At 43.2% G+C, this 24,337-nt stretch carries 21 protein-coding genes; 18 read left to right on the top strand and 3 right to left on the bottom strand.

Going from position 1 to position 24,337, the window contains the following annotated elements; all coding sequences use genetic code 11:
* Positions 1-100 precede the first annotated feature (100 nt).
* From B7714_RS03230 to B7714_RS03190, 9 genes are all read left to right on the top strand, one after another.
* Entirely contained in the window at positions 101-796 is a 696-nt protein-coding gene (locus B7714_RS03230; protein WP_084859641.1) for a GNAT family N-acetyltransferase, read from the top strand.
* Between the two features lie 11 nt (positions 797-807).
* Complete coding sequence (locus B7714_RS03225; protein ID WP_084859640.1) at positions 808-1,224, top strand: GNAT family N-acetyltransferase; 417 nt, start codon at positions 808-810, stop codon at positions 1,222-1,224.
* 384 nt (positions 1,225-1,608) lie between these two features.
* Complete coding sequence (ruvB, locus tag B7714_RS03220) at positions 1,609-2,607, top strand: Holliday junction branch migration DNA helicase RuvB (protein ID WP_084859639.1); 999 nt, start codon at positions 1,609-1,611, stop codon at positions 2,605-2,607.
* Positions 2,588-3,172 (top strand): nucleotidyltransferase family protein, encoded by a 585-nt coding sequence (locus B7714_RS03215; protein ID WP_084859638.1) that lies wholly within the window; start codon positions 2,588-2,590, stop codon positions 3,170-3,172. The genes ruvB and B7714_RS03215 overlap by 20 nt, the downstream gene beginning before the upstream one ends.
* A gap of 206 nt (positions 3,173-3,378) precedes the next feature.
* Complete coding sequence (locus tag B7714_RS03210; protein ID WP_084859637.1) at positions 3,379-4,137, top strand: isoprenyl transferase; 759 nt, start codon at positions 3,379-3,381, stop codon at positions 4,135-4,137.
* Between the two features lie 8 nt (positions 4,138-4,145).
* Positions 4,146-4,949, top strand: a complete 804-nt coding sequence (locus B7714_RS03205; protein ID WP_084859636.1) for a phosphatidate cytidylyltransferase — start codon at positions 4,146-4,148, stop codon at positions 4,947-4,949.
* 15 nt (positions 4,950-4,964) lie between these two features.
* Positions 4,965-6,221, top strand: a complete 1,257-nt coding sequence (gene rseP / locus B7714_RS03200) for an RIP metalloprotease RseP (protein ID WP_084859635.1) — start codon at positions 4,965-4,967, stop codon at positions 6,219-6,221.
* A gap of 16 nt (positions 6,222-6,237) precedes the next feature.
* On the top strand, positions 6,238-8,091 hold the full coding sequence (locus tag B7714_RS03195; RefSeq protein WP_084859634.1) for a proline--tRNA ligase: 1,854 nt from the start codon (positions 6,238-6,240) through the stop codon (positions 8,089-8,091).
* Between the two features lie 107 nt (positions 8,092-8,198).
* Positions 8,199-9,578 (top strand): glycoside hydrolase family 1 protein, encoded by a 1,380-nt coding sequence (locus B7714_RS03190; RefSeq protein WP_084859633.1) that lies wholly within the window; start codon positions 8,199-8,201, stop codon positions 9,576-9,578.
* A gap of 38 nt (positions 9,579-9,616) precedes the next feature.
* Here B7714_RS03190 and B7714_RS03185 read toward each other — a convergent pair whose 3' ends face one another.
* The gene (locus tag B7714_RS03185) at positions 9,617-10,030 is read right to left on the bottom strand and encodes an EamA family transporter (protein WP_000264204.1); all 414 of its coding nucleotides are present in this window, start codon (positions 10,028-10,030) and stop codon (positions 9,617-9,619) included.
* Positions 10,031-10,245: 215 nt separating this feature from the next.
* On the opposite strand from B7714_RS03185, the gene glmS reads away from it, so the two are divergent.
* The gene (glmS, locus tag B7714_RS03180; RefSeq protein ID WP_042902946.1) at positions 10,246-12,054 is read left to right on the top strand and encodes a glutamine--fructose-6-phosphate transaminase (isomerizing); all 1,809 of its coding nucleotides are present in this window, start codon (positions 10,246-10,248) and stop codon (positions 12,052-12,054) included.
* Positions 12,055-12,164: 110 nt separating this feature from the next.
* Complete coding sequence (locus B7714_RS03175; RefSeq protein ID WP_084859632.1) at positions 12,165-13,217, top strand: LLM class flavin-dependent oxidoreductase; 1,053 nt, start codon at positions 12,165-12,167, stop codon at positions 13,215-13,217.
* 230 nt (positions 13,218-13,447) lie between these two features.
* Here the strand turns inward: B7714_RS03175 and B7714_RS03170 are convergent, their stop codons facing one another.
* Positions 13,448-14,305: a 5'-nucleotidase, lipoprotein e(P4) family gene (locus B7714_RS03170; RefSeq protein ID WP_042902944.1), complete on the bottom strand. Its 858-nt coding sequence runs from the start codon at positions 14,303-14,305 to the stop codon at positions 13,448-13,450.
* 367 nt (positions 14,306-14,672) lie between these two features.
* Between B7714_RS03170 and B7714_RS03165 the strand changes: the two genes are divergently transcribed.
* Genes B7714_RS03165 through B7714_RS03135 form a run of 7 tightly spaced genes read left to right on the top strand, consistent with a single transcriptional unit; the run spans position 14,673 to position 20,008 of the window.
* A complete protein-coding gene (locus B7714_RS03165) occupies positions 14,673-15,677 on the top strand; it encodes a uroporphyrinogen decarboxylase family protein (RefSeq protein ID WP_042902943.1) in 1,005 nt (334 codons plus the stop codon).
* Between the two features lie 11 nt (positions 15,678-15,688).
* Positions 15,689-15,892 (top strand): hypothetical protein, encoded by a 204-nt coding sequence (locus B7714_RS03160; protein WP_000837741.1) that lies wholly within the window; start codon positions 15,689-15,691, stop codon positions 15,890-15,892.
* Positions 15,893-15,894: 2 nt separating this feature from the next.
* The gene (locus B7714_RS03155; protein WP_084859631.1) at positions 15,895-16,893 is read left to right on the top strand and encodes a uroporphyrinogen decarboxylase family protein; all 999 of its coding nucleotides are present in this window, start codon (positions 15,895-15,897) and stop codon (positions 16,891-16,893) included.
* An 11-nt stretch (positions 16,894-16,904) separates the two neighbouring features.
* On the top strand, positions 16,905-17,783 hold the full coding sequence (locus B7714_RS03150) for a transporter substrate-binding domain-containing protein (protein ID WP_049520823.1): 879 nt from the start codon (positions 16,905-16,907) through the stop codon (positions 17,781-17,783).
* A gap of 32 nt (positions 17,784-17,815) precedes the next feature.
* On the top strand, positions 17,816-18,508 hold the full coding sequence (locus tag B7714_RS03145) for an amino acid ABC transporter permease (RefSeq protein WP_000255460.1): 693 nt from the start codon (positions 17,816-17,818) through the stop codon (positions 18,506-18,508).
* 3 nt (positions 18,509-18,511) lie between these two features.
* On the top strand, positions 18,512-19,234 hold the full coding sequence (locus B7714_RS03140) for an amino acid ABC transporter permease (protein ID WP_000350563.1): 723 nt from the start codon (positions 18,512-18,514) through the stop codon (positions 19,232-19,234).
* Between the two features lie 9 nt (positions 19,235-19,243).
* Positions 19,244-20,008, top strand: coding sequence for an amino acid ABC transporter ATP-binding protein (locus tag B7714_RS03135; RefSeq protein WP_000942256.1), 765 nt, complete (start codon positions 19,244-19,246; stop codon positions 20,006-20,008).
* 201 nt (positions 20,009-20,209) lie between these two features.
* Here the strand turns inward: B7714_RS03135 and B7714_RS03125 are convergent, their stop codons facing one another.
* Entirely contained in the window at positions 20,210-23,974 is a 3,765-nt protein-coding gene (locus tag B7714_RS03125) for a pullulanase (RefSeq protein WP_084859629.1), read from the bottom strand.
* Positions 23,975-24,337: the final 363 nt, after the last annotated feature.

Below are 24,337 nucleotides of genomic sequence, written 5' to 3'. Positions count from 1 at the left end.
CCTTCAGAGTAGAATCTGAAGGATTTTTTGAATTTTTTCATGAAAGTATGATATACTATGTGCAATTATAAAGTTTGAAAAGTGAATCAAGGAGAAAACGATGCCAGTAAACGAATATGGTCAGATGATTGGTGAGTCAATGGAAGGTTATACATCTGGTGAATTGCCTTCCATTGATTTCTTAGAAGGGCGCTACGCTCGGATAGAGGCTCTTTCGGTGGAAAAGCATGCTGAGGATTTGCTAGCTGTTTATGGTCCAGATACTCCTCGGGAGATGTGGACCTACCTCTTTCAGGAACCAGTGGCAGATATGGAGGAGTTGGTTAGCCTTTTAAATCAGATGTTGGCTCGTAAGGATCGCTTTTACTATGCGATTGTAGACAAGGCAACTGGTAAGGCCTTGGGAACTTTTTCTCTCATGCGCATTGATCAGAATAACCGAGTGATAGAAGTGGGAGCTGTCACTTTTTCTCCAGAACTCAGGGGAACACGTATAGGGACAGAGGCTCAGTATCTCTTGGCTCGCTATGTTTTTGAGGAGCTTAACTATCGTCGCTATGAGTGGAAATGTGATTCTCTAAATATCCCATCAAGACGAGCCGCGGAGCGTTTGGGCTTTGTTTATGAAGGCACCTTCCGTCAGGCAGTCGTTTATAAGGGACGTACACGTGATACGGATTGGCTAGCTATGATTGATAAGGACTGGCCTCAAGTTAAAGTTCGTTTGGAAGCATGGCTGGCTCCTGAAAATTTTGATAAAAATGGACGGCAGTACAAGAGCTTAAGAGAATTCTGAGAGGTATTGAGATGATGACTATTAGAAGGCAAGAAATTGTCAAGCTAGAGGATGTTTTGCATCTCTATCAGGCAGTTGGATGGACAAAATATACACATCAACCTCAGATGTTGAAGAAAGCCTTGTCTCACTCATTAGCGATTTATCTAGCACTTGATGGCGATGCCGTGGTGGGCTTGGTCCGTTTGGTCGGAGATGGTTTTTCATCGATTTTTGTCCAGGATTTGATCGTTTTGCCGAGCTATCAGCGCCAAGGGATTGGTAGCGACTTGATGAAAGAGGCTTTAGGTGATTACAAAGATGCCTATCAAGTTCAACTAGTGACCGATCAGACAGAAAAAACCTTGGGATTCTATCGTTCTCTGGGATTTGAAACCTTATCTACTTATGATTGTACAGGAATGATTTGGGTGGATCGAAAAAGATAAAAAAATCATTTTTTCTTAAGTAAAGTTTAAGTCTCCTCGTGTATTATATGGTTATTAAATAAAGACCTCCTAACTTTATTTAATGAAATCCCAAACTTTTCTTTTTCATCATAATCTCCTAAAGAAGTCACCCAATCAGGTGGCTTTTTTAGGACTTGGAGAGGAAAAATCCATTTGAAAAAAATTTTAAAAAAAATGATAAATCAGGAGAAAAGTTAAGTTAGCTTTAAGATTCATCTTGTATTATATAACCATTAAATAAAGACCTCCTAACTTTATTTAATGAAATCCTAAACTTTTCTTTTTCATAATAATCTCCCTAAAGAGGCCACCCAATCAGGTGGCTTTTTTGTTTGTGGCTTGGATTTTTGATATAATAGAGCCATGAGTAGAATTTTAGATAATGAAATCATGGGGGATGAGGAGTTGGTAGAACGTACCCTCCGTCCCCAGTATTTACGTGAATATATTGGGCAGGATAAGGTCAAGGACCAGCTGCAAATCTTTATCGAGGCTGCCAAAATGCGGGATGAGGCACTGGACCATGTTCTTTTATTTGGTCCTCCAGGTCTCGGGAAAACAACCATGGCCTTTGTTATTGCCAATGAACTGGGAGTCAATCTCAAGCAAACGTCTGGTCCTGTCATCGAAAAAGCGGGGGATCTGGTAGCGATTTTGAATGATTTGGAGCCTGGAGATGTTCTCTTTATTGATGAGATTCATCGCTTGCCCATGTCGGTGGAAGAGGTGCTTTATAGTGCCATGGAGGACTTCTACATTGACATCATGATTGGGGCTGGAGAGGGCAGTCGCAGTGTTCATTTGGACTTGCCACCATTCACCTTGATTGGGGCTACGACACGTGCGGGGATGCTCTCAAATCCTCTGCGGGCACGTTTTGGAATTACAGGTCATATGGAATACTATGCCCGCGCTGACTTGACGGAAATTGTTGAACGAACGGCAGATATTTTTGAGATGGAAATCACCCATGAAGCAGCTTCGGAGTTGGCCTTACGTAGTCGAGGAACTCCTCGTATTGCCAATCGTCTCCTTAAGCGCGTGCGCGACTTTGCCCAGATTATGGGGGATGGCTTGATTGATGATGTGATTACGGATAAGGCTTTGACCATGCTGGATGTAGACCGTGAAGGTTTGGACTATGTAGACCAAAAAATCCTTCGCACCATGATTGAGATGTACGGTGGTGGTCCTGTCGGTTTAGGAACTCTTTCTGTTAATATTGCCGAGGAGCGTGAGACAGTCGAAGATATGTACGAACCTTACCTGATTCAGAAAGGTTTCATCATGCGAACTCGTTCTGGACGGGTGGCAACTGCTAAGGCATATGAACATTTAGGTTATGAATACAGTGAAAAATGAGCAAGAAATTCTAGATGCTTTCAGAGAAAATCCAGATATGATGACCATTCTGACCATTATTCGTGACCTTGGTCTGAAAGATTCGTGGTTGGCGGCAGGTTCTGTCAGGAATTTCATTTGGAATCTCTTGTCAGACAAATCGCCTTTTGTTCATGAAACGGACGTGGATGTGATTTTCTTTGATCCAGATATTTCTTATGAGGAAACAGTATCCATAGAGAAAAAACTGAGAGAAGATTTTCCTCAGTATCAGTGGGAGTTGAAAAATCAGGTCTATATGCATCAGCACAGTCCCCACACTGCGCCTTACACGAGTTCTCGTGATGCTATGAGTAAGTATCCTGAACGCTGTACGGCGATAGGGCTTCGCTTGCATGCCGACGCAACTTTAGAGCTCTTTGCGCCCTATGGTCTAGAGGATATTTTAAAGTTTCAAGTTTCCACAACTCCTCATTTCTTAGAGAATGAGGACCGAATGAAGCTCTATCAAGAACGGATGTCCAAGAAAAATTGGCAAGAAAAATGGAAAAATCTCACTTTTTCAAAAAACTTAAGAAAAATTTAAGTTAGTGACGGTATACTAGGTTCATAAGTTAAGAGGAACTTAACTTAAACTCCTAAAACTTTTTCATAATAATCTCCCTATAAAATTAAGTCGCCCAATCAGGCGACTTATTTTTTGTCTGTACGGAGAGCTAATAACTTACCAATAGAAGAAAATAGGGAAATATGGTATAATGAAACGATAGATTTTTAAATAGGAATAAGAACATGTTTGGATTTTTTAAGAAAGATAAAGCTGTAGAAGTCGAGGTTCCAACACAGGTTCCTGCTCATATTGGCATCATCATGGATGGGAATGGCCGCTGGGCTAAAAAACGGATGCAACCACGGGTTTTTGGTCATAAGGCGGGGATGGAAGCCCTCCAAAAAGTGACCAAGGCAGCTAACAAGACGGGAGTTAAGGTCATCACGGTTTATGCCTTTTCAACGGAAAATTGGACACGCCCAGATCAAGAAGTCAAGTTTATCATGAACTTGCCAGTCGAATTTTATGATAACTACGTCCCTGAATTGCATGCAAATAACGTTAAGATTCAGATGATTGGGGAGACAGATCGTTTGCCTAAGCCGACTTTTGAAGCTTTGAAAAAAGCAGAGGAATTGACCAAGAACAATACGGGCTTGATTCTCAATTTTGCGCTTAACTATGGTGGCCGTGCTGAAATTACGCAGGCTCTTAAGGGCTTGGCTCAAGATGTTCTAGATGCTAAAATCAACCCTGGTGACATCACAGAAGATATGATTGGAGACTATCTTTTCACGCAACACCTGCCAAAGGATTTGCGGGATCCTGATTTGATTATCCGTACGAGTGGTGAGTTGCGTTTAAGTAATTTCTTGCCATGGCAAGCAGCCTATAGTGAGCTTTACTTTACGGATACCTTGTGGCCTGATTTTGATGAAGCCGCCTTGCAGGAAGCTATTGCTGCTTTTAACCATCGCAATCGCCGTTTTGGAGGAGTTTAGGAGAAGATATGACCAAGGATTTACAAAAGAGAACATTGTTTGCAGTATTGGCCCTGGCCATTTTCCTTCCAGTCTTGTTTGTGGGAGGACTCTTGTTGCAGATAGGCATTGGTTTGTTAGCCATGCTAGGTGTCCATGAACTCTTGCACATGAAGGGGTTAAAGACCATGACCATCGAGGGTGCCTTGACCCTCTTTGCGACCTTTGCTCTCACAATCCCCTTAGAAAATTACCTAACTTTTTTGCCAGTTGATGGGAATGTGGTTGCCTACAGCGTTTTAATTATGATTATGCTAGGGACCACCGTTTTCAGTAAAAGTTATACGATTGAAGATGCCGCTTTTCCAATTGCTGTGAGCTTTTATGTTGGTTTTGGCTTTAATGCCTTACTAGATGCTCGGGTGGCAGGTTTTGACAAGGTACTTTTGGCCCTTTTTATCGTTTGGGCGACAGATAGCGCAGCCTACCTGACAGGGATGAATTTTGGTAAACATAAGTTGGCGCCGAGAGTTTCTCCTAATAAGAGTATTGAGGGCTTTGTCGGTGGTATTCTAGGTGCGGTACTGATAACGGTAATCTTCATGCTAGTAGACAGTACAGTTGCTCTTCCTTATGGGATTTATAGAATGAGTCTCTTTGCTGCCTTCTTCAGTGTGGCAGGTCAGTTTGGTGACTTGATTGAGAGTGCCATGAAACGCCATTTCGGTGTTAAGGATTCTGGGAAATTTATCCCTGGACATGGCGGTGTGTTGGATCGCTTTGACAGCATGCTGATTGTGTTTCCAATGATGCACTTATTTGGCCTGTTTTAAAGAAAGGAATATTGAATGATTGGATTGCTAACCTTTATCCTGGTTTTTGGGATTATTGTGGTGGTGCATGAGTTTGGACATTTTTATTTTGCCAAGAAATCAGGCATTCTAGTTCGTGAATTTGCCATTGGTATGGGGCCCAAGATTTTTTCTCATATCGGTAAGGATGGCACTGCTTATACCATTCGAATCCTTCCTCTAGGAGGCTATGTTCGTATGGCAGGCTGGGGTGATGATGCGACAGAAATCAAGACAGGAACTCCAGTCAGTTTAACACTTGCCGACGATGGTAAGGTCAAACGGATCAACCTCTCAGGGAAGAAACTGGATCAAACAGCTCTCCCTATGCAGGTAACCCAGTTCGACTTTGAAGACAAGCTCTTCATTAAAGGCTTGGTCCTGGAAGAAGAAAAGACTTTTACAGTGGATCATGATGCAACGGTTGTTGAAGAAGATGGAACCGAAGTGCGCATCGCTCCTTTGGATGTACAGTATCAAAACGCTTCTATCTGGGGCAAGCTCATCACCAACTTTGCAGGTCCTATGAATAACTTTATCTTAGGTGTTGTTGTTTTTTGGATCTTGATCTTTTTGCAAGGCGGTGTTAGAGATACTCAGACCAATCTCTTTCATGTCATGCCAGAGGGAGCTTTGGCTAAGGTAGGTGTAGCTGAGACCGCTCAAATTACCAAGGTCGGCTCGCATGAGGTTAAGAATTGGCAAGACTTGACCCAGGCTGTGGAAGCAGATACCAAGGACAAGACCGCTCCGACCTTGGATGTGACCATTTCTGAAAAAGGTAGCGAAAAACAAGTCACTGTGACGCCAGAAGAAAATCAAGGACGTTACATTCTCGGGGTTCAACCAGGGGTCAAGTCAGACTTTCTATCCATGTTTGTTGGTGGATTTACAACCGCTGCCGACTCAGGACTTCGTATCCTTTCGGCTCTGAAAAACTTGATTTTCCATCCAGATTTGAACAAACTCGGCGGTCCCGTTGCCATTTTTAAGGCAAGTAGCGATGCTGCTAAAAATGGTCTTGAGAATGTCCTCTACTTCCTAGCTATGATTTCTATTAATATCGGGATTTTTAACTTGATTCCGATCCCGGCTTTGGATGGTGGAAAGATTGTGCTCAATATCCTAGAGGCTATCCGCCGGAAACCCCTTAAACAAGAAATTGAAACCTATGTCACCATGGCTGGTGTAGTTATCATGGTTGTCTTGATGCTAGCTGTGACCTGGAATGACATTATGCGACTCTTCTTTTAGATAATCGAGGAATATTATGAAACAAAGTAAAATGCTAATCCCAACACTTCGCGAAATGCCAAGCGATGCTCAAGTTATCAGCCACGCCCTTATGTTGCGTGCTGGTTATGTTCGTCAAGTTTCTGCCGGTGTATATTCTTACCTACCACTCGCTAACCGTGTGATTGAAAAGGCTAAGAATATCATGCGCCAAGAGTTTGATAAGATTGGTGCTGTTGAGATGTTGGCTCCTGCCCTTCTCAGTGCCGATCTTTGGCGTGAATCAGGTCGTTATGAAACCTATGGTGAAGACCTTTATAAACTGAAAAATCGTGAAAAGTCAGACTTTATCCTAGGTCCGACACACGAAGAAACTTTTACGGCTATTGTTCGTGACTCTGTCAAGTCTTACAAGCAATTGCCACTTAACCTTTACCAAATCCAACCGAAATACCGTGATGAAAAACGTCCACGTAACGGACTTCTTCGTACACGTGAGTTTATCATGAAAGATGGTTATAGTTTCCATGCTAATTACGATAGTTTGGATGTGACTTATGATGAGTACAAGGCAGCCTATGAACGAATCTTTACTCGTAGTGGTTTGGATTTCAAGGCCATCATCGGTGACGGTGGAGCCATGGGTGGTAAGGATAGCCAAGAATTTATGGCTATCACACCAGCTCGTACAGACCTTGACCGCTGGGTTGTCTTGGATAAGTCAGTTGCCTCATTTGATGAAATTCCTGCAGAAGTGCAAGAAGAAATCAAGTCAGAATTGCTCAAATGGATGGTTTCTGGTGAAGACACCATTGCCTACTCAAGTGAATCTAGCTATGCAGCTAACTTAGAAATGGCAACAAACGAGTACAAACCAAGCAACCGTGTCGTTGCGGAAGAAGAAGTGACTCGAGTGGAAACTCCAGATGTTAAATCCATCGATGAAGTCGCAGCCTTCTTAAACGTGCCAGAAGAACAAACCATCAAAACCCTCTTTTACATGGCGGATGGTGAGCTTGTTGCAGCACTTCTAGTTGGAAATGACCAACTTAATGAAGTCAAGTTGAAAAATTATTTGGGTGCAGATTTCTTTGATGTTGCGAGCGAGGAAGAAGTCGTAAGTGTCATCCCAGCAGGATTTGGTTCTCTTGGCCCAGTTGGTTTGCCAGAAAATGTGAAAATCATTGCTGACCGTAAGGTGCAAGATGTTCGCAATGCCGTGGCAGGAGCTAACGAAGATGGCTATCACTTGACGGGTGTGAACCCAGGTCGTGATTTTACTGCAGAATACGTGGATATCCGTGAAGTGCGTGAGGGTGAAATTTCACCAGACGGACAAGGTGTCCTAAACTTTGCGCGTGGTATCGAGATCGGTCATATTTTCAAACTCGGAACTCGCTACTCAGCAAGTATGGGCGCAGATGTTTTGGACGAAAATGGCCGTGCTGTGCCAATAATCATGGGTTGTTACGGTATCGGTGTTAGCCGTCTCCTTTCAGCCGTTATGGAGCAACACGCTCGCCTCTTTGTCAATAAAACGCCAAAAGGCGAATACCGTTATGCTTGGGGAGTTAACTTCCCTAAAGAATTAGCACCATTTGATGTGCACTTGATTACTGTCAATGTCAAAGATGAAGAAGCGCAAGCCTTGACAGATAAACTTGAAGCAAGCTTGATGGGAGCTGGTTACGAAGTCTTGACAGACGACCGTAACGAACGTGTCGGAGTGAAGTTTAGCGATAGTGACTTGATTGGGTTGCCAATCCGTATTACTGTTGGGAAGAAAGCAGCTGACGGTATTGTAGAAGTTAAGATCAAGGCGACTGGTGACACCATCGAAGTTCATGCAGACAACTTGCTTGAAACGCTTGAAATCCTCAGCAAGAAATAAAAACTATAATCAGAAGAAAAACAAGGCAAAAATGTAACTAGTTTTTACCTTGTTTTTTCTATATAATGAGAGTGAATAAATACATCATCAAGTTAAGAGGTATAACAATGTTAAAATTTCCAAAGGATTTTGTCTGGGGTTCCTCTACTTCTGGACCACAGACAGAAGGAAGAGTGCCTGACGACGGAAAGGGAGACAATCTCTGGGATTATTGGTTCAAAGTAGAGCCAAATCGCTACTATAATGAGATTGGTCCAGATAAAACATCGACCTTTTACGAAAACTGGGAAAAGGATATTGAGCTTTTGGTAGAGACTGGGCATACAGCCTTCCGAACTTCTATCCAGTGGTCTCGTATTTTTCCGCAAGGTCGTGGAGAGATCAATCCGCAAGGGGTGGCTTTCTACCGTCAGGTTTTTGAGGCTATTAAGGCCAAGGGGATTCGTCTCTTAGTCAATCTCTATCACTTCGACCTGCCTTTTGCCCTTCAAGAAGCTGGTGATGGCTGGGAAAATAAGGCAACTGTCAAGGCTTATGAAGACTATGCTCGTTTTTGTTTTGAGACTTACGGTGACTTGGTAGACCAATGGATTACCTTTAATGAACCCATCGTCCCCGTAGAATTTGGTTATTTTTATGATGCCCATTATCCTCACAAGGTGGATGCCAAAGCAGCGGTTAAGGTTGCCTATCATACGCAACTGGCTAGTAGTCTTGCGGTTAAGGCCTGTCATGAGATTCTGCCTGGCTCTAAGATTGGAATTGTACTTAACTTGACACCAGCCTATCCACGTAGCCAGCATCCTGCGGATGTCAAGGCTGCGCGCATTGCCGACCTCTTCCAAGCTCAATCTTTCCTAGATCCGTCTGTCTTGGGAGCTTATCCAGAGGAATTGGTGGAAATTTTAGCTGAGCATGATTTGCTGCCAGAGTACACTGTTGAAGAGTTAGAACTCATTCGCGAGAACATAGTTGATTTCCTTGGAGTCAACTACTACCAACCTTTGCGCGTTATGGCGCCGCGTTTTGCTAAACATCCAGACAGTCCCCTCTTGCCAGAACATTTTTACGAGCCTTATATCATGCCGGGCCGTAAAATCAATCCTCACCGAGGTTGGGAAATCTACGAGCAGGGGATTTATGATATCGCTCAAAATATCAAAGAAAATTATGGTAATATTGAGTGGATGTTGACAGAGAATGGCATGGGTATTGAAGGTGAGGATAAATTCCGTGAGAATGGCATGATTCAGGACGACTATCGTATCGACTTTGTCAAAGGACATCTGCGTGAACTTCACCGTGCCATTGAAGACGGAGCCAATTGTAAGGGTTACTTAATCTGGACCTTTATTGATTGCTGGTCATGGCTCAATAGCTATAAAAACCGCTACGGTCTAGTTGAGCTTGACTTGGAAACACAGGAACGTCGTCTAAAAAAATCAGGCCATTGGTTCAAGGAACTCAGCGACCATAATGGATTTTAAGAATAAAAAGAGTGAGATGGTGTTCATCTCACTTTTTATTACAATATCATCACCAAGGTCCCAATCGTAATCAGGATACAGCCAATAATTGTTTTAAACGTCAGGACATCCTGTAGGAAGAAAAAGGCTAGAACGAGGGTAATGACGAGACTGAATTTATCGACAGCAGATACCTCAGTCGCATTGCCCATCTGTAGGGCCTTGTAGTAGCAGAGCCAGGAGGCGCCAGTGGCTAAGCCTGATAAGATGAGAAAGAGCCAACTTTTTTTACTGATGTTGACAATTTCGGTCTGACTATTGGTCAAGAAAACCATAGCCCAGGCCATAAGAATGACGACGACTGTACGAATAGCAGTTGCTAGATTGGATGGAACTCCTTCAATCCCAATCTTGGCTAAAATTGACGTTAAGGCTGCAAAGATAGCTGATAAAAGTGCGAAGAAAAACCACATGGCGAATACCTCCTCCCCTTATTATAAGTAATTGATGCCGACTTGTCAGGTATCAAGTGAAATCTTGATAAAATACCAGATAGAAAAACTATACCAATTTTTATCCTTGACAAGTGAGAAAAACAAGTATATACTGTTTTTGCTGATTCCGTAAAGCGAGAATTAGACTATACCAATTTAAGGAGAAAGCACAGCTGGTCTGTGTCGTATATACTATGTGTGGAATTGTTGGTGTTGTTGGAAACACAAATGCAACTGATATTTTGATTCAAGGGCTTGAAAAGCTCGAATACCGTGGCTATGATTCTGCGGGGATTTTTGTCCTAGGTGGTGCTGAAAATCATCTAGTCAAGGCTGTCGGTCGTATCGCAGAATTGTCTGCCAAGACAGCTGGTGTTGAGGGAACAACAGGTATCGGACATACGCGTTGGGCGACTCACGGGAAACCAACGGAAGATAATGCTCACCCACACCGCTCTGAGACGGGACGTTTTGTCTTGGTGCACAATGGAGTGATTGAAAACTACCTTGAAATCAAGGAAGAATACCTTGCAGGTCACCACTTCAAGGGGCAAACCGATACGGAAATCGCTGTTCACTTGATTGGGAAATTTGCAGAAGAAGAAGGTCTCTCAGTTCTTGAAGCCTTCAAAAAAGCCCTTCACATCATTCGTGGTTCTTATGCCTTTGCCTTGATTGACTCTGAAAATCCAGATGTCATCTATGTCGCTAAGAACAAATCACCACTCTTGATTGGTCTTGGAGAAGGCTACAACATGGTCTGCTCAGATGCTATGGCTATGATTCGTGAGACCAACCAATACATGGAAATTCATGACCAAGAGTTGGTAATCGTCAAGGCTGATAGCGTCGAAGTTCAAGACTATGATGGTAACAGTCGTGAGCGTGCTAGCTATACTGCTGAGCTCGACTTGTCAGATATCGGTAAGGGGACTTATCCTTACTACATGCTCAAGGAAATTGATGAGCAACCAACGGTTATGCGTAAACTCATCCAAGCCTACACAGATGAGGCTGGTCAAGTAGTCGTTGACCCAGCTATCATCAAGGCTATTCAAGATGCAGACCGTATTTACATTCTTGCAGCTGGGACATCTTACCACGCAGGATTTGCTTCTAAAAAAATGCTGGAAGAATTGACAGATACACCTGTTGAACTTGGAATCTCATCTGAGTGGGGCTACGGTATGCCACTTCTCAGCAAGAAACCACTCTTTATCTTTATCAGTCAGTCTGGTGAAACAGCGGATAGCCGTCAGGTTTTGGTCAAGGCTAATGAAATGGGAATCCCAAGCTTGACAGTGACAAACGTCCCAGGTTCAACCCTTTCACGTGAAGCCAATCATACCATGCTTCTTCACGCAGGACCTGAAATTGCCGTGGCATCAACCAAGGCCTACACAGCGCAAATCGCAGCCCTTGCCTTCCTTGCAAAAGCAGTCGGAGAGGCAAACGGCAATGCCAAAGCGCAAGCCTTTGACCTGGTTCATGAGTTGTCAATCGTAGCTCAGTCTATCGAATCAACTCTTTCTGAAAAAGAAACCATTGATGCCAAGGTTCGTGACCTTCTTGAAACCACTCGCAATGCCTTTTACATTGGACGTGGTCAAGACTACTATGTAGCCATGGAAGCGAGCCTCAAACTCAAAGAGATTTCTTACATCCAGTGTGAAGGCTTTGCGGCAGGAGAACTCAAGCATGGAACCATTGCCTTGATTGAAGAAGGAACGCCTGTCTTGGCCCTCTTGTCAGATCCAATCCTTGCTAACCACACTCGTGGAAATATCCAAGAGGTTGCAGCCCGTGGTGCTAAGGTTCTCACTATCGCAGAAGAAAATGTTGCTAAAGAGACAGACGATATCGTCCTTACGACCGTCCACCCTTACCTCTCACCAATCTCAATGGTCGTACCAACGCAATTGGTCGCTTACTTTGCAACACTCCACCGTGGCCTTGATGTGGACAAACCACGTAACCTTGCTAAGTCAGTAACAGTAGAATAAGCTAAGAAAGTCTAGTTCATCTAGACTTTTTCTAATGAGCAAATTTATTGGAAATAAAACTAATTAGTGATAAAATACCCTAAAACTAAAAGAGATAGCGAGGAAACAGGATGGTAGAATTAGGAATTTCAACATTTGGTGAAACAACAGCTCTAGAAGCGACCGGGCAGATTTACAGTCATGATGAACGCATTCGTCAGTTGGTGGCAGAAATTGAGCTGGCTGATAAGGTTGGTTTGGATGTGTACGGGATTGGGGAGCATCATCGGGAGGACTTTGCGGTATCGGCGCCAGAGATTGTTCTTGCAGCTGGGGCAGTCAATACCAAAAAGATTCGTTTGACTAGTGCGGTCAGCATTCTCTCGAGTATGGATCCGATTCGCTTGTTCCAACAATATGCTACCATCGATGCCTTGTCAAATGGACGGGCAGAGATTATGGCTGGGCGTGGTTCATTTACCGAGTCTTTCCCACTGTTTGGCTATGACTTGAAAGACTATGAAACTCTCTTTGATGAAAAGTTAGATCTGCTTCAGTTGGCAAATGAAAGCACCAAAGTGAATTGGCAAGGTCAATTGACCCAAACGATTTCTGGCAAAGAAGTCTATCCCCGTCCTGTTCAGGACAAATTGACATTGTGGGTGGCGACAGGTGGCCATGTCGAATCAACAGTGAAGATTGCTCGGGCAGGGCTGTCGATTGTCTATGCCATTATCGGTGGCAATCCGCGTTATTTTAAAAAGCTGATTCAAGCTTATCGTGAGATTGGAAGGGATGCCGGTCATGCGGATAAAGACCTGAAAGTGGGGGCTCATTCTTGGGGCTGGATTGCTGAGGATGGCGAACAGGCTGTAAAAGATTATTTCCATCCGACTAAGCAAGTGGTGGATGCGATTTCCAAGGACCGTCCACACTGGCAGGAGTTGACCTATGAGCAATATTTGGAGCAAGTTGGTCCAAATGGTGCCATGTTTGTGGGAAATCCAGACCAGGTAGCAGAAAAATTGATTCGCATGATTGAGGATTTAGGCTTGGACCGTTTCATGCTCCATCTACCGCTTGGTTCCATGCCTCATGATCAAGTTTTGAGAGCTATTGAACTTTTTGGAACGCAAGTCGCACCAAAAGTGCGTGCTTACTTTGCCATGAAAGAAGGGTTATAAAAAAATCCAATCAGTTGAGTCGATTGGTGAGGAACACCCATGGATTCAGCAACAGGTGGAAGTGGTACAAGCGATAGAGCATACTATCTAGTGGAATATATACTAGTTTATACCAAGTACAAGATAAAATAGCAAAAAAGGCGATTATCCAAGCGGAAATCGTCTTTTTTGATATTCTCACAAATACGATATCTTGTGGTTGGTGTAAACTGGTAGATAGTTCTCTTATTTTATTTATCAAAACCTTGTAAGTTTTTTTGGCGCTCTTCAGTTTGACCCTTGGCATCCAATTTATTACCATTGTAAACAGTACTTTCCCATGATCCGTACATTGGGTTAGGGAAAATGATGAATTTCTCACCAAACTCTTTTTGTAATTCCTCTAATTTTTGGTCGCGCTCAGTTTCAGAGGTCTTTGAAAACTCTGCAAAGTCCACAAGATTGTCTCCTAGTAGCATGACTAAGTTGGTTTTTTCTTGGACTGCTTGTCTACGACCTTCTTTAGATTTGACGCCTTTTTCTAAGAACATGAGATGATCGCGGCTTTGTACAGGGATTCCTTCATTTTCTAGGTTTTTGATCGTATCATCTACCTGATCTATCGTGCGGTCAGATACATAGTAAATTTGGACACCGTTTTTGTCTGCAAATTGGAGGAAGTCTTTAGCGCCTGGTACAGCCTTGGCTGCGGATTTTTTTACCCAGACATCCCAGTTTTCTGGGGTAAATGCTGTTCCGTCTTTGACATTTTGAGCTTGATAAGGGCTATTGTCTAATACGGTTTCGTCTAAGTCCAAAACGATAGAGTAGGGTTTATCTGTCTGTGTTTTTAGTAGTTCTTTCAAACGATCAGTAGCGACATTGTAACCTTGTAGATAGAGTGCCTTGGTCTCAGCTGCTTTTTGATACCAAAGAGTTGACATAGTATTTTCTCTTGAACGCAACTGATCATAGGTCATGGTAACCTGATTATCAGATGTACTGCTTTGTGTTGTCTGTGAATTTGCCGAATTTGTGCCACAGCCAGTCAGTAAAATGACGGAAGCAAGTGTAGAAGTAATTGTAATAGTAACTTTGGATATTTTCATAATCCCATCCTCCTAATAATAGTCTATTAATATTGTAGCGTTTTCATGGGATTTGTGCAAGGAAATATCGAGAGAAAAGAAATTTTTCAGTAGTAATTTGGTATTAGGATAAAATTATGTACTTAATTTGGGAATGAAGATGGATATAAAAATTTCCAATCGGCTTGATAGAAAATCTATATCAACTCCTTTTTGAAAAATAGATGAAAATAAAGTGAATCTTTGAAAGGCTAGTAACATCAAGCTTTTTAGGGATTTTTTTCTTTATAGATATAAAAATTTCCAATCGAGTTGATAGTCAATATATATTGGGAAAAGGGGAAAAGGAGTGGTAAGATGGTTTCAATCCAAATGGAAGGAGAGAGGTATGGCAAGTAAAAGAGAGCTAGTCTTTAGAGCGATTCGAGGCGATGAAGTGGAAAGAGTTCCTGTGGGATTTTGGTTTCATTTTGTAACACTCGAAGAAAAGGGGCAGGGATTAAATAATCCACGTATCTTTCAAAAAAGTGTTGACGGGCATCGTAACTATGTGGAAAGGATTCGCCCTGATTTTGTCAAAATTATGAGTGACGGTTTTTTCCTTTATCCAAGTAATGTTTATAGTCCTACGATTGCAAGCATTCAGGAGCTGACTTCTATTGAGTCGATTGGTGAGGAACACCCATGGATTCAGCAACAGGTGCAAGTGGTACAAGCGATTCGAGAGACCTTTACCGAAGAGATTGCTTCTTTCTACAATATCTTTTCGCCTATCTCCTACCTCAAGCGCTGGTTCCGTACAGAAACTTCTCGAGGAGATAGGGAAGTGGCTGATCTGTTGCTTGAAAATCCTGAGCAATTCAGAGCGATTCTAGATGTGATTGCAGGAGATATTGCTATCCTAACTCAGAAAATCATCCAGCAAGGTGAAGTTGACGGGATTTACCTCAGCACTCAGGAAATTCAAGATGAGCGCATCACGCCAGCACTTTACCAAACCTATATCGAACCGAGCAATATAGCGATTTTGGAGGCAGCTAATCAGGTGGGTGGGACCAATATCCTTCATATCTGTGGTTTTGAAGGTGCGAGCAATAATGTGACGATATTTAAGGACTATCCAGCTCAAGTGGTCAACTGGGCGACTCATCATGAGGATGTTAGTTTGACACAGGGGCAAGAGTTGTTTCCAGGCAAGGCCGTTTTAGGTGGATTTGAAAATGGCAAGAAAAGTTTGCTTTATCAAGGTTCCAAGGTAGAATTGCAAAATGAAACAAGGCGGTTGCTGGCTGAAGCGGGTAGTAAAGGTGTTCTTCTGGGAGCTGACTGTACTGTTCCAGATGACTTTGACTTAGAGAGGTTGGACTGGATTCGGCAGGCAGCTGTTCTCTAAAAGGAGGAGCTATGAAAAGTAAAAGATGGGGCATCTTCATTGCAGTTGTCGGTTTGCTGGCTTTGGTTGCCATAAGCGTCGTAAAAAATCAGCACTGCAAAAATGGAGAGAGATGTCGTGGAGTTCAGGATTTTTCCAAGTCCAGTCTCCCCTTTCTACGCTCGAATGATATCGCAAGCAGTTTATTAGTTGAAAAAGTAAGAAATGGAGAATAAGAATGTCAGAAAAAAAAGAATGGGTTTTAAAAGCATTTAAAGGTGAAAAGGTTGATCGTGTGCCAGTTGGCTTTTGGCACCATTTCACATCCGAAGACGAATGGCTACACGGTTTCTCAAATCCAGTCATTATCGAGAAGAATATTGAGGGCCATAAGCGCTTTATCCGAGAAGTTCAGCCAGACTTTATCAAACTCATGAGTGATGGCTACTTTGCTTATCCAAATCCAGCGATTGCCAAAGACAAATCACTTCAAGAATTGGCAACCATTCAACCACTCGGACCAGATCATGCTTGGATAAAAGAGCAGGTGGACTTGGTTAAGAAAATCAAGCAAGAGTTTACAGAAGATATTGTTGCGATTTACAATATTTTTGCTCCTGTGACCTATCTCAAGTGGTTGCTTGGGGAAGTGTCTGGTGGAGATGACTTCATTGCAGATTTTCTGGTGGAAGATCCTGAAGCTCTGAAGAAGGTGTTGGATGTGATTGCAGAGGATATTGCGAGTCTCAGCCGAGCTGTTATCGAAGAGGCTGGTGCTGACGGAATCTACCTCAGCGTGCAGAGTATCCAAGATCAACGAGTGTCGGCAGCAGAGTATCAAGCCGTCATTGCCCCTAGCGAGATATCGGTTCTGGAAGCAGCTAGTGCTGTTGGTGGCGTCACAGTTCTTCATATCTGTGGCTACGAGGGGGCGCGAAATGATATTCACCTTTTTGCAGACTATCCAGCCCAAGTCTTTAACTGGGCTGTAGGACCGGAGGGAATCACTCTCAAGGAAGGTCGTGAGATTTTCAAGGGACGTACGGTTCTTGGAGGATTCGAAAATGGCAAGACGGGCTTACTGTATACTGGTAGCAAGGATGCCATTCAGGCTGAGGCAAAGAAACTAGTTGCAGAAGCTGGGGAACAGGGCTTGGTACTTGGGGCAGATTGTACCATTCCAAGTGATATCGCAGTTGAACGTATCCAGTGGGTTAGAGAAGCGCTTGAAAACTAAAGGAGAAAAAGATGAGTAAAAAAGCATGGATTATCGGTGGTGTAGCAGTGGTTGCAGTAATTGGGGCAACGATTATCGGGAGAAGTTTAGCTGGTGCTCCAGCCAAGGAGGGAGAAACGGCTTCGTCTGCTGAAGTCATAACCTTGAAGGTTGCCCATACACAAAATTATGTACCTTATGACTTTGTCAATGAAAAAGGGGAATCAGATGGTTATGAAGTAGCTGTTTTGAAGGCTGTTGATGAGAAGTTGGCAAACTATCAATTTGAATATACGGGTACCAGTGATGACGACCTTTTGATTGGTCTGGAATCAGGCAAGTATGACATCGGAACCAAGGGAGCTTGGTACACAGAAGAACGAGCTAAAAAGTTTGTCATTCCATCTGAACCAGTCGGAGCGAGCATCATTGGATTTACTGTCAGAAAAGAAGATGAACAGAAATACAAAACCATTGATGACTTTGCTAAGAATAAAGGGAAATTGGTTCCCATCTCCCCACAGAATGCTCAATGGAATGTTATCACCAGCTACAATGAAAAACATCAGGATGCACCGATTGAGCTAACAGCAGCTGAATCCTTTAAAGTGGCAGATGCCTATGCCTGGGTCTTAGAAGGACGTTATGACGCCTTCTTTGATATCAAACTGTCCTTTGAAAAAGCAGTTACCGCAGAAGATGGCCCTTACCACCAATATGCGGATAAACTCAGCTGGTTCCCATACAAGGGTATTCCAACTTATCCCTTGATTCACCGTGATGAAAAGGGTGAGAAATTCGCTAAAGAATATGAAAAAGCAATCAAAGAGTTGAAGGAAGATGGCACGCTTGCTAAGCTATCTCAGCAATACTTTAAAGAAGATGTCTTTAGTTACGTAGACAAAGACTAGACCAGAAATTCCAAGACTAGAAAGGGTTTTGCATGGTTTCTTATGATTTTTCCAAGGTCTTTCAGTTTTTGCCAACCTTATGGCAGGCACTTCCTATGACCTTGTCCATTCTCTTTTTTACCACTCTTCTTGGGTCCCTTTTTGGAGGTCTCTTGGCCTGGGCACAAGTAGGAGAAGACAAGAGCTTTGCAGCGATTTCCAAAGGCTATATCTTTACCCTACGTTGTACACCGCCGATTGTCTTGCTTTTTCTAGTCTTTTATGGCTTGCCAGAATTTCTGAAATGGTGGCTTGGTTTGGACATCAACAACTGGTCTAAAACTATTTTTGTTCTCTTGACGATGATTCTCTTGTTTGCGGCTATTGTTGCCGAGGTTTTCAAGGCGGCCTATCAAGCTATTCCAAAGGGGCAGACAGAGGCCGGGCTTAGTATTGGTTTGACTCCAAGTCAGACTTTTTGGAGAATCATTTTTCCCCAAGCTTTTCAAGTTGCTCTTCCCAATATAACGACCGCTATTCTCAATCTCATGCGGGATGCTGCCTTGGCCTATACGATTGGTTTTGTTGATGTTATGGGGGCGGGGAATCTCTTGATCAGTCGCAATTTAGGGAACTACTCTCTGGAAACCTATACGGCAGTCGCACTTCTTTATTGGGGGATTGCCCTGGTTATTTCTAGCTTGAGTCGTTTGCTTGAGAAGTCTTTGGAAACAAAAGGGAGGTAAGAAATGGATATAGACTATATTGTAAAGACCTTTCTGGAGACCTTGAAGGGTGTGCCAATCACCTTGATTATCATGATTGTGGCTATGGTCTTAAGCTTTTTACCGGCTCTATTTTTAGCCTTGGGGCAGATTTACAAGGTTCGAGGTGTGAGGAGTTTTTCTCTGGTCTATCTGGCATTTATCCGAGCGACTCCTCCGATTTTATTGATTCTCTTCTTTTATAGTTTGTTTCCAAGTCTGCTGAATCAATTTCTCAAAAGCATAGGAAGTGACTTTGATATTTTCAAGCTTGATCCTCTCTATTATGCCTTTATCATTTATAGTTTGATGACAGTCGGGAGTTTATCGGAGATTTTGCGTTCAGCCATCTTGACGGTGGACAAGGGACAACTAGAGGCAGCGCATGCGATTGGCTTGACTACGACCCAGGCCTATCTAAGGATTGTTTTTCCTCAAGCCTTGCGCTCAGCCTTGCCTAACTTGGCCAATCTGGTGATCAATATCGTCAAAGGGACCTCCCTGGTCTTTGTTATGACTATCAAGGACATCACCGCTATTGCTCGTGTAGAAGCGTCCTACGGTTACCAGTATTTTGAGTCTTATTTTGTGATCTTTTTGCAGTATATTTTGATCTGTGGTTTGATTCAGTGGGGCTTCTCCCTACTGGAAAAAGGCTATGTGAAAAAAGAAAAAAGTGCAAAAGCATCTAGCGCGCGTTTCGTATAGGAGGACAGGATGTTACAAGTAGAACATATCGCAAAAACATTTGGTGAGAGGCAGGTCTTGGAGGATGTCAATCTTCAGGTTAACCAAGGGGATGTCGTCGTTATTTTAGGACCATCAGGTTCGGGGAAAACGACCTTTCTCCGTTGTCTTAATCACTTAGAAAAAGCTGACAGTGGCCGTTTGACCTTGGCAGGAAAGACCTATGACTTATCCAAATTGAGCAAGAAAGACATTCTAGAAATTCGCCAAAAAACAGCCTTTGTTTTCCAACACTACAATCTCTTTGCAAACAAAACTGCTCTGGAAAATATTCTAGAAGGCCTAATCGTGGCTCGTAAAGTTCCCAAGGAAGAAGCGCTCAAACGTGCAGAATCTGCCTTGGAAAAAGTTGGTTTACTGGCCTACAAAGACTACTACCCTTCACAACTATCTGGAGGGCAACAACAACGAATAGGAATTGCGCGTGCTATTGCCGTCAAACCCGAGGTCATTTTGCTAGATGAACCAACATCAGCACTAGACCCTGAGTTGGTTGGAGATGTTTTGGATGTTCTGAAACAGTTGGCGGGAGAAGGTGTGACCATGGTGGTCGTCACGCATGAGATGGGATTTGCTAGAGATGTCGCCAACCACGTTATTTTCATGGATGGAGGCCGTATCGTAGAGGAGAACAATCCCCACGATTTCTTTAGTCGTCCACAAGAAGAACGAACCAAGCAGTTCCTGGCTCGTATCTTATCAGACGCTAGCTATAGTGTAGAATATATGATTTGATAGCTAAGTGTATCATAAAAACAACACCCCATGACTAGAAGATTCTTCTAATCATAGGGTGTTTTTCTATAGGAGGGCTAGGTTATACTCTTCGAAAATCTCTTTAAACCTCGTCAGCTTCGCCTTATCTACAACCTCAAACCAGTGTTTTGAGCAGCCTGCGGCTAGCTTCCTAGTTTGCCCTTTGATTTTCATTGAGTGTTATTTCTTTTTCTTGTTCTTTATCAACCATCCAAGTCCGAGAAGGGCAAGGATGCTGAATCCAGCAAGGGCAAGGAGGGATTTGCTCTCAGTTCCTGTGTTTGGAAGGAGGTTCTGAGAGTGAGCCTCTGCAGCAGTTTCTTGAGTTTCAGGATTGGCTGCTAGGTTTTGAGCTTGACCTTGTTCTGGTTCGACTTCCAAGCTAGAAAGGTCAAATTCTGGTTTTTCTTCCACAGCTGGAGCGACAATGGCACCACCTTGAGACAAGCGGAGAACGACAGCAGTGAGAGCGTTCAATTTCAAGCCTTTTTCAGTCCATTCGAGACCTTGAGGGTTAGCAATTCCTACTGGTCCTGCTTGGTTTTCATCTGCGAGAACTTCGGCCTTTCTCAAGTGAGCAAAGGCAGTTCCTAGAGTAAATTCACGAGCCTTATCATCCGCATTGACAAAGACAGCGTAGATATCTCCATTTGGAGCGGTGATTTGGTAGCCGATGGTCACATCTTCTTTTTCAACGCCATTTTGTCCTGGAACAGTAATGAGGTGGACGCGCTCTTTGATGTCTTGCAGACTCTTGAGTCGGAAGGCATCTGTCGATTGACGAAGGGCGATCAATCCTTTCATGTAGTCACGACTCTTGACATTTTCAGGATATGCTTTGCCATCTGTAGCCTTGGTCCAGTCAAACTTGTTGACAGCATCACTAGAGTCATAAGAGTCATGGATAAAGTAAGGATAGACAAATGGCTTGCCGTCTTTGTCACGTAACAAGTGAGACTTGTTTGGAACCTTATCTTCAGGAACAGGAGTCTTATAGGCTGGATCAAGGAATTGTTTGGTACGTCCGTATTCCTGACCAGAGTGGATAAAGGGAGTTCCTTGAGCAGTCAAGACCATGAGGTTTCCAAGTCGCAAACGGCGATGGATTTCAGCATAGTTCTCAGCCTTGCTTGGGTCTTTTTTGATAGACTGGGCAATGATGTCAAAGAGGGTCAAGTTATCATGGGCTGCGATATACTGGATAACATCTCCAGGGTTGTCTGCTTCAAAGTTAGTTGGTTGAGCAATCAGATTTTTAAAGATGGTATTGATATCGCGTTTTCCACCTGTGATAAAGGCAGGTTGACCTTCGTTTGGATAGCCAGACTTGAGGTTGTTACGGATGTCGTCTGAAAAGACAGCGACAGTATCTGTTTTCTTCATCCAATCTTGGTCAGCAGGTTGTACAGGCGTATTTTCATCACCAGTATAGGTTCTCCAGCCTTCACCTAGCATGATAAGATTTGGATTGAGGGCGCGTGCAGCTTTGTACGCTTCTTCGATAGAAGCCGCATCGTGGTCACCCATCATATCAAAGCGGAAACCATCTACTTTGTAAGTTTCAACTAGATACTTGATAGAGTCTACTAAGACACGCTTAGACATGTAGTGGGTTGTTCCCAAACGACCGCCTCCAAAGCTAGTACGAGGAGTTCCGTCTGCGTCCATAAAGTGGTAGTAGTTTGGCTCTAAGTCTTCAAAGATGTCGAGATTGGCAGTATGGTTGTAGACCACATCCAAGATAGCCCCCATGCCACGTTTATGGATTTCGTTGATGAGGTTTTTGAATTCTGCAATTCGTTTTTCTGGATCCTTAGGATCGCTTGAGTACATACCAGTCAAGGAGAAGTAGTTTTGAGGGTCATATCCCCAGTTGTAGTTGCTGTTGCTTGAAGCGTAGGCAGACAAACGTTCATGGTTTTTCAATTCATTGACAAAGTAGTAAGACAAGACTGGAAGGAGCTGGATGTGGGTCACACCCAAGTCTTTGAGATAGTCCAGTTTTTCGATAAAGGCTTCAAAGGTACCAAATGGCTTGGTCAAGTCTTTTGCGATCGCAGGATCCGAAGTGAAGTCACGTACATGAGCTTCATAGATAACGGCATCTTCACGTGATTTGAAGTTACGAATCTTTCCATAGGTCAAGTCTTGCGGACCTAACTTCGCTGGATCGACAAAGGCAGCTTTAGCGACCTTATGAGCGGCATCTGTTTTTGCTAGGTCACTGTTCCAAGCCGCTAATGATTTGGCATAAGGGTCAAGAACGAGGACAGTTTTACCTTGGCGCTCGATCTGGTAGTGGTAGTAATAGCCAGTGTAGTTGCTGATACCGAGACCAGAGTTTGCATCCAGAGTTTGTTTCCAGGTTCCTTTTTCTCCTTTTTCAAGGGCAACAGTTCCGACTACTTTTTCAGGATCTTTCTTGTCATATACGACAACGGAAACCTTATCAGCGCTTGGAGACCAGAGGGTGAGGTCAACAAGCTTGCCATCTTCTTTTAGAGTTGCGCCGAGTGGACCATCGTAACTGTAGGACTCATCCTTGAGGCGCCAGCTTGAACGTGTGGTAAAGCGGTCTGAATCGTAGCTGACTGTGTAAGGGTGTTGGGTGTCAGAGAAGTCTCCGATGTAGGTCACTTTTTTACCTGCTTCATCAACCTTGATATCAGTAATGGTTACTTTGTTCCCTTGATGATCAGTGATATTAGAGCGTTTAAGGATATCGTCTTTCTTAGCTCCAACAAGGGTAGAAAAACTGCTTTCGATACGAGACTTGGCCACATGTTGGGCACCAGTCATGCGGATATCGTGCACATAGTAGGGATTAGTGTAGATGGTTTCGTCATCATCCTTGAGGAAAATCTGACTGTGATTTTTTAGATCTGTGAATTTATAATCTTCTTTTCTGATTTTCACATCATCGCCTTTCTTGCTTTCGTCTAGTAATAAAAATCCAAATTCTCTTGCAGCTTCATTGAGTGGGATATCAATGTAACGGCCATATTTTCCAGTTGCAGTAAAGTCTGTCCCGTCAGGCCATTCTCCGCTACTAGGATTCTTGACATCACCCCAATACCAGAGTGATTTCTTGTCATAGTTTCCGTCAGTACGGTAGTAGTTGACACGGACTGTTCCCACTGGCTGAGGACGGTAGTTGTATACCTTGTAGTTTTCATCTAGCCAGGCCTCGTTCATTTTTGGAGAGAGGCGCTCTACAGAACGATCCCCTGTCAGGTTATCCCCCTTGGTATTGTTGATAAGGAAGCTGACTTTCTTGGCTTGCTCATTTTTGAGTTTGACATCGAGATAATAGCCGTAGTCATCTTTCTTGGCATCCTTGAAGGACTTGGCTCCATTGGGCCAGTTTTCAGAAGGTTTTTCAACATCGTCCCAAGTCCAAAGACCTTGAGAATCTTTATTTTCTTCAGGGAGTTTCTTTACATGGATGCGGAAGTGGTTGTCTGCGATGGGCTCTTCAGAAGATGTGTCAGCTTGTGGTTTTTGGCCTGAAGTTTGCGTCGAAGTGTTGGCGTCTACTTTCTCTTCCTTGCTGTTAGCCTGGTTTGTGCTAGCGTCTTCTGTTTTAGGTGTTTCTGGCGCTGTAGTAGTTTCCACAGCTGGAGCTTCTTTTTTAGGTGTTTCAGATGCTAGAACAGCGTCAGTTGCTGGGGCGTCCTTTTTAGTGTCAAGGGAAGCGTTTGCATTCTTTTGTTTAGAAATAGGCGTTTCCTTTTGAGTTTGACTCGTTTCAGTCTCAGTAGGGGCCTTGGTCACAGCGCTGGTATTTTCCTGAGCTTGGGGGAGGTTTTCGTTAGCCGAAATGGTTGGCATTGCAGCAGAAAGTAGGACAATGCTGGCACCGATAAGGACAGAGCCTGTTCCATTTTTCAAGGAACGAATACCGTAAACCATTTTCTTCTCAGTTTGAGATGGGATCTTTTTCATCACAATTCTCCTTGTGTAGTTATTCCTTATCAGTATAGCATGAGGTAAACATTTATGCAAGCGTTTTCCTGATTTTAAGAGAAAATACAATGTTTCATTCTCTTGAAATTTTAAAATAATATATAGGAAAAGATTGTTTAAAAAATAGTAAAAAAATCTTGAAAAATCTTGGCTAATAAGGTATAATAAGAGTAATCATTTGTCGTAGGTTTTGTCTGAAATATTGTCCAGACAAGGCTCACAGCAGTTAAATCTTCTGAAAAAGTCAGATTTAGCTGCTCTTTTTGTGCTTTTTTTCAGGTTTTTGAGTGCTTGTAACAAAGATTTAAAGATTCTGAAAATTCATCAAAGGGACACGGTGAT

Source organism: Streptococcus oralis subsp. oralis (assembly GCF_002096595.1).
GTDB classification, from domain to species: Bacteria; Bacillota; Bacilli; order Lactobacillales; family Streptococcaceae; genus Streptococcus; species Streptococcus oralis_D.
This window is presented reverse-complemented; position numbering and strand designations above follow the sequence as displayed.

Coding starts and splice junctions, on each gene's coding strand:
- B7714_RS03230 (WP_084859641.1), top strand. CDS start 101: ATGCCAGTAAACGAATATGGTCAGATGATTGGTGAGTCAATGGAAGGT.
- B7714_RS03225 (WP_084859640.1), top strand. CDS start 808: ATGATGACTATTAGAAGGCAAGAAATTGTCAAGCTAGAGGATGTTTTG.
- ruvB (WP_084859639.1), top strand. CDS start 1,609: ATGAGTAGAATTTTAGATAATGAAATCATGGGGGATGAGGAGTTGGTA.
- B7714_RS03215 (WP_084859638.1), top strand. CDS start 2,588: ATGAATACAGTGAAAAATGAGCAAGAAATTCTAGATGCTTTCAGAGAA.
- B7714_RS03210 (WP_084859637.1), top strand. CDS start 3,379: ATGTTTGGATTTTTTAAGAAAGATAAAGCTGTAGAAGTCGAGGTTCCA.
- B7714_RS03205 (WP_084859636.1), top strand. CDS start 4,146: ATGACCAAGGATTTACAAAAGAGAACATTGTTTGCAGTATTGGCCCTG.
- rseP (WP_084859635.1), top strand. CDS start 4,965: ATGATTGGATTGCTAACCTTTATCCTGGTTTTTGGGATTATTGTGGTG.
- B7714_RS03195 (WP_084859634.1), top strand. CDS start 6,238: ATGAAACAAAGTAAAATGCTAATCCCAACACTTCGCGAAATGCCAAGC.
- B7714_RS03190 (WP_084859633.1), top strand. CDS start 8,199: ATGTTAAAATTTCCAAAGGATTTTGTCTGGGGTTCCTCTACTTCTGGA.
- B7714_RS03185 (WP_000264204.1), bottom strand. CDS start 10,030: ATGTGGTTTTTCTTCGCACTTTTATCAGCTATCTTTGCAGCCTTAACG.
- glmS (WP_042902946.1), top strand. CDS start 10,246: ATGTGTGGAATTGTTGGTGTTGTTGGAAACACAAATGCAACTGATATT.
- B7714_RS03175 (WP_084859632.1), top strand. CDS start 12,165: ATGGTAGAATTAGGAATTTCAACATTTGGTGAAACAACAGCTCTAGAA.
- B7714_RS03170 (WP_042902944.1), bottom strand. CDS start 14,305: ATGAAAATATCCAAAGTTACTATTACAATTACTTCTACACTTGCTTCC.
- B7714_RS03165 (WP_042902943.1), top strand. CDS start 14,673: ATGGCAAGTAAAAGAGAGCTAGTCTTTAGAGCGATTCGAGGCGATGAA.
- B7714_RS03160 (WP_000837741.1), top strand. CDS start 15,689: ATGAAAAGTAAAAGATGGGGCATCTTCATTGCAGTTGTCGGTTTGCTG.
- B7714_RS03155 (WP_084859631.1), top strand. CDS start 15,895: ATGTCAGAAAAAAAAGAATGGGTTTTAAAAGCATTTAAAGGTGAAAAG.
- B7714_RS03150 (WP_049520823.1), top strand. CDS start 16,905: ATGAGTAAAAAAGCATGGATTATCGGTGGTGTAGCAGTGGTTGCAGTA.
- B7714_RS03145 (WP_000255460.1), top strand. CDS start 17,816: ATGGTTTCTTATGATTTTTCCAAGGTCTTTCAGTTTTTGCCAACCTTA.
- B7714_RS03140 (WP_000350563.1), top strand. CDS start 18,512: ATGGATATAGACTATATTGTAAAGACCTTTCTGGAGACCTTGAAGGGT.
- B7714_RS03135 (WP_000942256.1), top strand. CDS start 19,244: ATGTTACAAGTAGAACATATCGCAAAAACATTTGGTGAGAGGCAGGTC.
- B7714_RS03125 (WP_084859629.1), bottom strand. CDS start 23,974: ATGAAAAAGATCCCATCTCAAACTGAGAAGAAAATGGTTTACGGTATT.